Below are 8,915 nucleotides of genomic sequence, written 5' to 3' on the forward strand. Positions count from 1 at the left end.
CCGTCGTCCCCTCAACCATTCTCAAGAAGCTCGCAGCGTCTCCGAGGGAAAGCCAGTTGGCCAAGGCGCTGCGGGAACTCGGACGGATCGAGCGATCACTGTTCATGATCGAATGGTACTCGAGCCCAGCCTTGCGCCGGCGATGCCAAGCAGGCCTTAACAAGGGCGAGGCAGCGCACAAGCTCAAACGCGCGGTGTTCTTTCACGAGCGCGGAGAAATCCGTGACCGGTCATTCGAGAGCCAGGCATTCCGCGCGTCTGGCCTCAATCTCGTCGTCAGCGCTATCGTCCATTGGAACACGGTCTATCTTGACCGCGCTGCCACGCACCTGCGCATGGCGGGTCGGACTATCCCGAATGACCTGCTCAAACACGTCTCGCCGCTTAGTTGGGAACATATCAACCTCACAGGCATCTACACGTGGGATTCTGAACACCAGATGCCTGAAGGCTTCAGATCGCTTCGTTTGCCAGCACCAATCCGGCTGGCGGCATGATGTTCATGCTCCGTTCGACCTTAGCGTACGATTTTGCACAACTCATGTTCTGACCCCTTGAAGGTGATCTGGCATGACGGCCAGGGCGCCTGCCTGTTCACGAAACGGCTGGAACGAGGGCGGTTCCTGTGGCCGTCCCCGGCGGACGGGGCGGTGACGATCTCGACGGCGCAGATGAGTTATCTTCTGTCCGGCATCGACTGGCGCAATCCGCAGGAAACCTGGCGCCCGACGCGGGTCGGCTAGCATTTACCTTTTGAAATCGCGGGCTAAATCTGATTCACTGGCTTCGTGATGGTGAAGCCGGACGATCTTCCTTTGGACCTCGCGAGTGCCCTGGTGGCGCTGCGGGCCGAACGCGAGGCACGGCTGGAAGCCGAGGCGGTGGCCGCGAGCGCGCAGGCGAAACTCTCGGACACCGAGGCGCTGATCGCGCACCTGCAGTTGGTGATCGAGAGGCTGAAGCCCGAGAAATACGGCCAGCGTTCCGAACGCACGGCACGGCTGATCGAGCAAATGGAACTTCAGCTCGACGAACTCGTGACCGCAGCGAGCGAGGACGAGCTTGCCGCGGCCACCGCGGCGACGAAAAGCGGGAACGTGCGCGCCTTCACGCGCAAGCGGCCGGTGCGCAAACCCTGGCCGGAGGATATCGAGCGCGAGCGTGTCGTCATCGATCCTCCCACCGCCTGCGCCTGCTGCGGCGGCTCGAGGCTGTCGAAGCTGGGCGAGGACGTCACCGAGACGCTGGAGGAGATTCCGCGCCGCTTCAAGCTGATCGAGACGGTGCGCGAGAAGTTCAGTTGCCGCGATTGCGGCAAGGTCAGCCAGCCGCCGGCGCCGTTCCATGCGACGCCGCGCGGCTTCATCGGTTCGCAACTGCTGGCGACGATCCTCTTCGACAAGTTCGGGCAGCACATCCCGCTGAACCGCCAGAGCGCGCGCTTCAAGGCCGAGGGGATCGACCTGCCGCTGTCGACGCTGGCCGACCAGGTCGGCCATGGAACCTTCGCCCTGAAGCCAGTCTTCGACCTGATCGAGGCCCATGTGCTTGCGGCCGAGCGCCTTCATGGCGACGACACGACGGTCCCGATCCTGGCCAAGGGCAAATGCGCGACCGGGCGGATCTGGACTTATGTCCGCGATGATCGCCCCTTCGCTGGACCTGCGCCACCGGCGGCGGTCTATTACGCCTCGGGGGATCGCCGTGGCGAGCATCCTCAGAAACATCTGGCCGGGTTCGCCGGCATCCTTCAGTGCGACTGTTACGGTGGCTTCGAGCCGCTGTTCGACCCGCAGCGAAAGGAACAGCCGATCACGCCGGCGTTCTGCTTCGCCCATGCCCGGCGCGGCTTCTTTGAACTGTCCAATATCGCGAAGAAGGCCCGCGACAGCGTGAAGGGCAAGCCGGTCTCCCCGATCGCCCTGGAGGCAGTGAAACGCCTCGACGCGCTGTTCAAGATCGAGCGCGCCAACAACGGCCATAGCGCCGAGCAGCGGCGGGACGTGCGCCAGGAGAAGAGCAAGCCGCTTCTCGATGAGATGCAGGCCTGGCTGCTCCGCGAGCGCGAAACCCTCTCGCGCTCCGCCGAGGTTCTGAAGCCGATCAACTACATGCTCCGGCGCTGGGCGGACTTCGCCCGCTTCGTCGACGACGGCAGGATCTGTCTCTCCAACAATGCCGCGGAGAGAGCGCTACGCGGCATCGCCCTGGGTCGGCGCAACTGGACCTTCGCCGGTTCGCAGCGCGGTGCCGATCGCGCCGCCGTCATGCTCACGCTGATCACTACGGCCCGCCTCAACGACCTCGACCCAAAGGCCTGGCTGGCCGACGTTCTCGCCCGCATCGCCGATCTGCCCGTCTCTCGCCTGCCAGAACTGCTGCCGTGGGAGTGGAAACGCCTGCGCGATGCCGAAAAGCCTGCGGATCAGCAGGCCGCCTGACCCTCGCGAACCACCATCATAGCCCCGCCATCGCACACGCGCGGGCATCTATCCCGCGGTCCTCGGCGTATGCGTACAAAAAGCCGCTCGATCTGCCGTCGAGACCTGTCCACTCGTGCCGCAATGACATCCAGGGGCAATGGCCTCGCTAGATAGCGTTCCATTTGCTCGACTATCTTGATAACCGTTTCATTCGACGCTCCTGCCCGCAATCGCAGCGGCAACCGTTGCCGCTCGGTCGACCCTCGCATGCGTCCTACTTGGGCATGCTCGCAAATGTTGGCTGTGGTCGGCTCGCCGAAAGCGCGTTCTATCAGATGCAACATCATGTCAAATGATGCCGAGCCTCGGCGCAGGTCCAAATCTCGTCGTCTGCCTCGTAAATGCTGGCGTTGGTCAGCGCGCCGCTAAATTCTTCGCTGAAAGCTGGCAATTTCTCCCAGTGGATGGTGCAGCGCCTGTTGTCCAGCATCCTCGCTCTGGCAAGTATATAGGTACCTGTATCAAGCGCACCTACTGGGATCCCCCTTTGCCGGCATTCCCGCAACCAGGCCTCGAGCGGCCCGATGGAGTGTTTGTCCGCGTTCTCTTCGGCGCAGACGATCGCCATGGAGGGGCGCTCGTCACTAAGCAGGGACTTGCGCTCCGAGGCGAGACAGCGATCGGTCTCCAGGGAAATGCCGCAGCTTGCCCGGACCGCTCACCGTTCTCTGAAACAAGCCGCCAATCGTAGGCTTGGTAACCGAGCACTTTGTTAGCGAACCGGAGCGCCTCGAGCGCTGAGGAAACCGCCAGCATTCCAAAATCGGGGATGAGGTAGAAGACGAATACCATAGGCCCTTCATTGGACCCATTGCCAAAGCCCGATTTGGATGGAGGCTGCTGCAGTGTCATGCCGTATGGCCGCTGGGACTCGATCTATCGCTATCCTCCAAACTCGCATTTAGTCCCGGTAGCTCGCATCCTCCTTGTCCAGAATATCCTTCAGTTGACTGAAGTGGGCACTAGCCTGGTCCGTGTAGTCCAGCCATGCTTCCGCGGTCTTGTGCGCGATCGTTTCGGAAAGCACACTGAGGGGCTGACCGCTTGAGTACGCAAGCATCAGGTTCTTCGCGGCGCGCTCGAAAAGGTAGAGATGCTCAAACGCCTCCGCGATCGTCTCGGCCGAGACGGTCACGCCGTGATTGCCCATCAGAAGGATTGGGTGGTTTCCGAAGGCATCTACCAGCCGTTCGGCTTCCTCATCGTCGTCGGCGATGCCGCCAAAGCCGAGATCCAGGCTAACGAGGCCATGGAACCGGGCCGTCGTCTGATCGATCGGCTTGATTGTCGGGTCTTTCAGACTCGCCAGGGCTGTCGCGTACGGAGGATGCGCATGCAGCAGGACCCGAGCAGACGGAATCCTGCGATGCACGGTTCCGTGTATCGACCATGCGGTCGCGTCCGGCGCATTGGGGCGGTCCATGATTTCCGTGTCCTCAGCATCTAGGAGAAGCAGGTCGCTCGCCCGGATCAGGGAGAAGTGCTTCCACTTCGGATTGAGGAGAAACTTTTGGCCGTCGTCGGAGACCATGCAGCTGAAATGATTGCTGACGGATTCGATCCAGTCGAACTTAGCGGCAAGCCGGAAGGCCGCCGCAAGGTCTACACGGAGCTGGCTTTCGGTTTGCAGAGGCGCGATACTTTTCACAGCTTGATCCAACTCAATTATCCTTGTTGGCGGTTGTGACGGATTCACTGGGTTGCGGGTGGCGTGCGGAACATCCGCCAGGAGCGTCGGCTAGGAAACCAGACTCTCCCGGCGCGGTTTGATGCGGCGATAGCCGCCTGTGTCGCTTAACCCTGGTTTGGCTTTTCCCAGAGGTTCAGCGACTGGCCAATGCCCTTGGCCTTTGCGTTCTGCAGCAGTTCGAAGCCCCAACTGATGTCGAAGACGGCCATGCCGCAGGCTATGAAGATCACGCGTTCCTTGGAATTCTCGCGACCGGGCTTCTCGCCGTTCACGACATCGCCGAGGCCCGTCGAATTCTTCAACGCTGGCAGTTTGCCGGCATCAATAAGGCGGAAGAACGGGCCGCCGATCACGCCGCCATAGTAAGCGTCCTTGTTTCCGGAGGCGATCGCATCCTCGACATAGGCCTCCTGCAGAGCCGTGTGGTCGTAGACGATTTTGGCGCTGGTCAGGAACGATTCGTCGGTATTGAACGGCCCGGAGACGAGGATTGTAGCGCCTTCCTTGATCCATTCGTCCTTGAAGTAGAGGGGCTTCAGGCGCGAAGCGGCGACGGTAATAACATCCACATCCCGGAATCCGGCCTCGGTGTCGTCGACGCCAACGGCTTCTACGCGATATTCTCCCTCTACCCATTTTGCGAATTCATTGGCCTTGTCGAGGAAGAGGTCGAAGCAGACGACCTTCTCGATGCCTTGAAGCTGGGTCATGATCGCCGTGAAGCAAGCCTTGTTGATCGGCCCGCAGCCGACGACCGAAACGACCTTCGCTCCCTTGTTTGCAAGGTGCTTTGCAGCAACACCCGGCACCCCGCCCGTGCGCGCCGCGCTCAAAAGGTTAGCCGACATCAGCGCCAGCGGCGCGCCAGTGTCCTTATCGTTGAGCATCATCGTGAGAACCGAGCGGGGCAGGCCCTTTTCGGCGTTGGCATGGTTGGAGCCATACCACTTGTTGCCACAGACATCGAAGCGGCCGCCGAGATAGCCCGGCATAGCGGCGAAGCGGCGGTCAGGGCCGGCGACCGGCATGTTCGGAAATTTTGTTTCCTTGGGAAAGACGATGTTCAGGCCGTGGTTGTTGTGATTGGCTCCGCCCATCAGGTAGTCGCCCTTGCCGAGCAGGCTGAAGGTCTCCTCGCAGATATCGACACAACGCTTGGCGTCGAGAACGCCAGCGGCGATCATGTCGGGTTCGGAGAGATAGGTAAAATCGATCCTGGGATACATGGTTGAACCTTTGCTGGGTTAGAAGCGAAGAAGGGGCTTGATGTCGTACAGGCGGCAACCTGGGCTCGCGGCATTGGCGCGCATCAGGAAGTTCAGCTTCTCGATGCGCTCTCCGGAGCGCGGCGCGCCGTTCTTCTGGAAGGGCACTTCGAGGCCGACGGAGAAATCCATCACCACATCGTCGACCACACCGCCGGAGCGACCGGAGGGGACCGAAATCATTCCGTGCTCGCTGGCGAAGCGATGAGCATCCATCGCCTCGGTAATCGTGCCGACCTGGTTGGGCTTGAGGATGAAGCCGTCAACCGCGTGCGTCTCGAAGGCCTTTTGCAGCAGGGCGCGGCTGGTCACCGTGAGATCGTCGCCAAGGACGATTGTTCGGGTCAGTTCCTTGACTGCCTTGCCGTATCCTTCCCAATCGTTCTCATCGAGCAGATCCTCGATGAAGACGAAGTTGAATTTCTCGGTAAGTGCCTTGGCGTAGGCGATCAATTCATCGCTTGAGACCCGCAAGCCCTTCAGCAGATACGTCCCGGTTTTGATGTCGTACATTTCGCTGGAGGCGCAATCGAGCGCGAAGGCGATGCGGCCCTTATAGCCGGAGGCGTCGATCGCTTCCTGCATCAGCGAGAGGATCACCTCCGGGTCGTCCGAAGGCGCTGCATAGCCATACGAACTTGCAACCTGCGGCTTGTGGCCGAGGTGCTTTGTCAGGACCTCGGCAAGCTTCTGGAACACGGTAACCGCCATCTCGACAGCGAAGTCGATGCTGTCGGTGCCATAAGGCACGATCAGGAATTCGTTGAAGGACTGCGTCAGCGTTTCATAGCGCCCGCCATTGACGACATTGAAACAGGGAACCGGCACGGTTCGGATGTCCCGGCCGGCGATGTGCTTGTAGAGCGGTATCCGACGGGAATCCGCAGCAGCGCGGAAGGCGGCGATGGAGGCGGAATAGATGGCGTTGCCACCTAGGTTGCGCTTGTCCGGCGTACCGTCGAGCGCAATCATCTTCTCGTCGATGGCGGGCTGGTCGAACACATTCATGCCGATCAAGGCGGGGCCGATGACGTTCACCACCTTGTCGACCGCCTTATGGACGCTGAGGCCGTTGTAGCTTTCGCGGTCTCCGTCGCGCAGGACGAAAGCCTCGTGCATACCCACCGAGGTTCCGGTTGGTGCGGCGCCGCGCCCGATGGCGCCGCTCTCCGTCCGGATTTCGACTTCCACGGCCGGGCGGCACTTGCAGTCGATTATCTGCTGGGCCCGGACGGACGCGATCCTGTCTTGCATGGCTACTGGCCTTCCTTGATCGCCGGGACATAGAGGATGTTGAGGTCGCAGAGGTTGGTCCCGGTGTTCCCTGTGAAGACCGCGGAGCCGATGGCTTCGAGCGCCTCGAAGCAGCTATGTTCCCGCAGCGCCTGATGGAGGCTGATGCCCTTGTCGGCTGCTGCCTTGAGGCTTGAAGAATCGGTGATGCCGCCTGCGACCTTCGCCGTGCCGTCGGTGCCCTCGCTGTCGATAGAAAGGAGGCATGCTCCCTTCGTCTTGGCGGCGGTGATGGCAAAGCTCACCGCCATTTCCTGGCCCGGGCCGCCATGGCCCTTGATGATGGAATTGTCGAGGATTTGCGTTGTTACCTCGCCGGAACTGAGCAGCACGCAGGGTGCCGTGACCGGATTGCCGTAGGTTTGGATCTCCCTTGCCATCGAAGCGAAGAAGGTGCCGGCATCGCGGCTTTCGCCTTCGAGGAACGAGGTGACGATGACGGCTGGAATGCCCATCTCCGCGCATGCTTCCTTGGCGTAGATGCAGGAATCCGGCAGGGTATTGAGCAAGAAGTAGGTGTTGTCGGGGAAGGCCTTCGGCGTTTCCTTGTCGGGGCCAGCGTTCATCAGGTAGTCGACCACACTCTTGGGCAGGCGGTTGGCGACATCGAAATTGACGATGGTCGCGCGCGCATCGTCGAGCGTCGTGGCATCGGGTCCGATCGGCGTGCTCTTGTAGGCGGCATAGGGGACGGCGATGTCGCCCGTGGCCGGGGTGCCCACTGCATCGCTGATGCCGAAGCCAATCAGTTCGGCCCCGACGTCCTGGATGCGTTTGGCGAGCATGCCGCCGTTCAGCGCCGAGATGTGTCGGCGCACGGCGTTGATCTCGTAGATGCCCGCGCCGGATTTCAGCAGCACGTCGGTCGTATCGATCTCGTCCTGCAGGGAAATGCCGTCGATCGGGCAGGACATCAGCGCGGAGCTGCCTCCGCTGATGACGACGATGAACAGATCGTCTGGTCCTGCCTGGTCAACGATTTCGATTATCTTCCTCGAGGCGCGGAATCCTTCTTCGTTGGGTAGGGGATGGCCGCCGACGAAGATCTCCGTCTTGTCGAAGTGATCCGTTTCCTCGTGGATCTTGACGATGGCGATGCCGCGCGTCAGGCGCTTACCCAGCACGTGATCAACCGCCATCGCCATGTGGTTGCAGGCCTTGCCAGCGCCGAAAAGGTAAACGTTGCGCTTCTTTGACAGGTCCCAGGAGCGCACGCCGATATGCAGCATGTCGCCCTCCATGCGCATGATCGAGCGGATGCGCCGATAGCTGTCCAGACGGTCGAGCGTCCGGTCGGCGATCTCAAGCACTACGCGCCGGGAGGCGGCATTTCCCCCTGAGAGGATGTCATTTGCGTTGCGAATTTTCTTCATTTCCGGGTGCTCCAGCACGGTTTTGCAAAAATCACGCACCTTCGTCGTTGCAGCGGAACCGAATTTGACCCTGTCCAAGGAGCCTGCAGCGGGAACCTACACGAAAAGGCTATTGTCGACAATAGCCCAAATTACTACTGATTTCAAAACCTCTGGCTTCAAATGCGCGGACACATTTTGGGCTCTTTCCCGGATCGCCAGGGCGCGACCCCGTCGCTGAGGTGCCAAAGCGCCTTCGCGTCAGCCGGCATTTGCAAAGCGACGATGGGCAGGCACCGATCCTCGCCCGGTGCCGGCCTGCAGTAGAGACGTGGGATATCGGGAGCGACGGTACCTTTAGGTACGCATGCGCTCCGATGCTGGATCGTAAAAAGGTTTTAAGCTGGCTGTCGCGGGCTCTGCACGTCCATTGACCTGAATGGCAAAATCACCATTGGCAATGAAGTCGGCAGTGACGGGTTCATCGGCTCCCACGTAGCCCATGCCGATCGCGGCGCCCAGATGGTGGGCGTAGCTTGCCGAAGTAAGATAGCCCACGGGCTTGCCGTTCATGAGGATCGGCTCGTTGTGGAAAAGGAGCGGCTCGGGATCGTTGAGAAGGAAACAAACCATCCGCTTCTTGCCGATCCCAGCAACCTTCTGGCTCAGGAACGCGTCACGCCCGATGAAGGGAATATTCTTGTTCGGCCTGGCGGTGAACGCCAAGCCCGAGTCCACCAGATTGTCTTCATAGACGATGTCGTGCCCCCAGTGGCGGAAGCCCTTTTCCATGCGCATCGCGTCCACTGCGTGCATGCCGACAGGGCGCAGT

Annotated in this window: 9 protein-coding genes; 3 read left to right on the plus strand and 6 right to left on the minus strand. The window is 60.9% G+C overall.

The window, feature by feature from the left end; all coding sequences use genetic code 11:
- From ACODTY_RS22570 to tnpC, 3 genes are all read left to right on the plus strand, one after another.
- Positions 1–497 (plus strand): Tn3 family transposase (locus ACODTY_RS22570; RefSeq protein WP_488996419.1); only part of this gene is annotated, 497 nt, incomplete at its 5' end.
- 33 nt (positions 498–530) lie between these two features.
- Entirely contained in the window at positions 531–743 is a 213-nt protein-coding gene (gene tnpB / locus ACODTY_RS22575) for an IS66 family insertion sequence element accessory protein TnpB (protein WP_488996420.1), read from the plus strand.
- 45 nt (positions 744–788) lie between these two features.
- On the plus strand, positions 789–2,441 hold the full coding sequence (gene tnpC, locus ACODTY_RS22580; protein WP_488996421.1) for an IS66 family transposase: 1,653 nt from the start codon (positions 789–791) through the stop codon (positions 2,439–2,441).
- A 325-nt stretch (positions 2,442–2,766) separates the two neighbouring features.
- Here tnpC and ACODTY_RS22585 read toward each other — a convergent pair whose 3' ends face one another.
- From ACODTY_RS22585 to ACODTY_RS22610, 6 genes are all read right to left on the minus strand, one after another.
- On the minus strand, positions 2,767–3,051 hold the full coding sequence (locus ACODTY_RS22585) for a type 1 glutamine amidotransferase family protein (protein ID WP_488996422.1): 285 nt from the start codon (positions 3,049–3,051) through the stop codon (positions 2,767–2,769).
- A 333-nt stretch (positions 3,052–3,384) separates the two neighbouring features.
- The gene (locus tag ACODTY_RS22590; protein WP_488996423.1) at positions 3,385–4,143 is read right to left on the minus strand and encodes a class II aldolase/adducin family protein; all 759 of its coding nucleotides are present in this window, start codon (positions 4,141–4,143) and stop codon (positions 3,385–3,387) included.
- A gap of 134 nt (positions 4,144–4,277) precedes the next feature.
- Positions 4,278–5,399: a tyramine oxidase subunit B gene (locus ACODTY_RS22595; protein ID WP_488996424.1), complete on the minus strand. Its 1,122-nt coding sequence runs from the start codon at positions 5,397–5,399 to the stop codon at positions 4,278–4,280.
- A gap of 18 nt (positions 5,400–5,417) precedes the next feature.
- A complete protein-coding gene (eno, locus tag ACODTY_RS22600; protein WP_488996425.1) occupies positions 5,418–6,692 on the minus strand; it encodes a phosphopyruvate hydratase in 1,275 nt (424 codons plus the stop codon).
- A gap of 2 nt (positions 6,693–6,694) precedes the next feature.
- Positions 6,695–8,104 (minus strand): glycerate kinase type-2 family protein, encoded by a 1,410-nt coding sequence (locus ACODTY_RS22605; RefSeq protein ID WP_488996426.1) that lies wholly within the window; start codon positions 8,102–8,104, stop codon positions 6,695–6,697.
- Between the two features lie 336 nt (positions 8,105–8,440).
- Positions 8,441–8,915: glycine cleavage T C-terminal barrel domain-containing protein (locus ACODTY_RS22610; protein ID WP_488996427.1), on the minus strand; the 475-nt coding region annotated here is incomplete at its 5' end.

It is taken from the genome of Mesorhizobium sp. FG116 (genome assembly GCF_057809835.1).

Excerpts from the sequence above, each read along its gene's own strand:
- eno (WP_488996425.1), bottom strand. The coding sequence starts at position 6,692 with ATGCAAGACAGGATCGCGTCCGTCCGGGCCCAGCAGATAATCGACTGC.
- ACODTY_RS22605 (WP_488996426.1), bottom strand. The coding sequence starts at position 8,104 with ATGAAGAAAATTCGCAACGCAAATGACATCCTCTCAGGGGGAAATGCC.
- ACODTY_RS22595 (WP_488996424.1), bottom strand. The coding sequence starts at position 5,399 with ATGTATCCCAGGATCGATTTTACCTATCTCTCCGAACCCGACATGATC.
- ACODTY_RS22585 (WP_488996422.1), bottom strand. The coding sequence starts at position 3,051 with ATGGCGATCGTCTGCGCCGAAGAGAACGCGGACAAACACTCCATCGGG.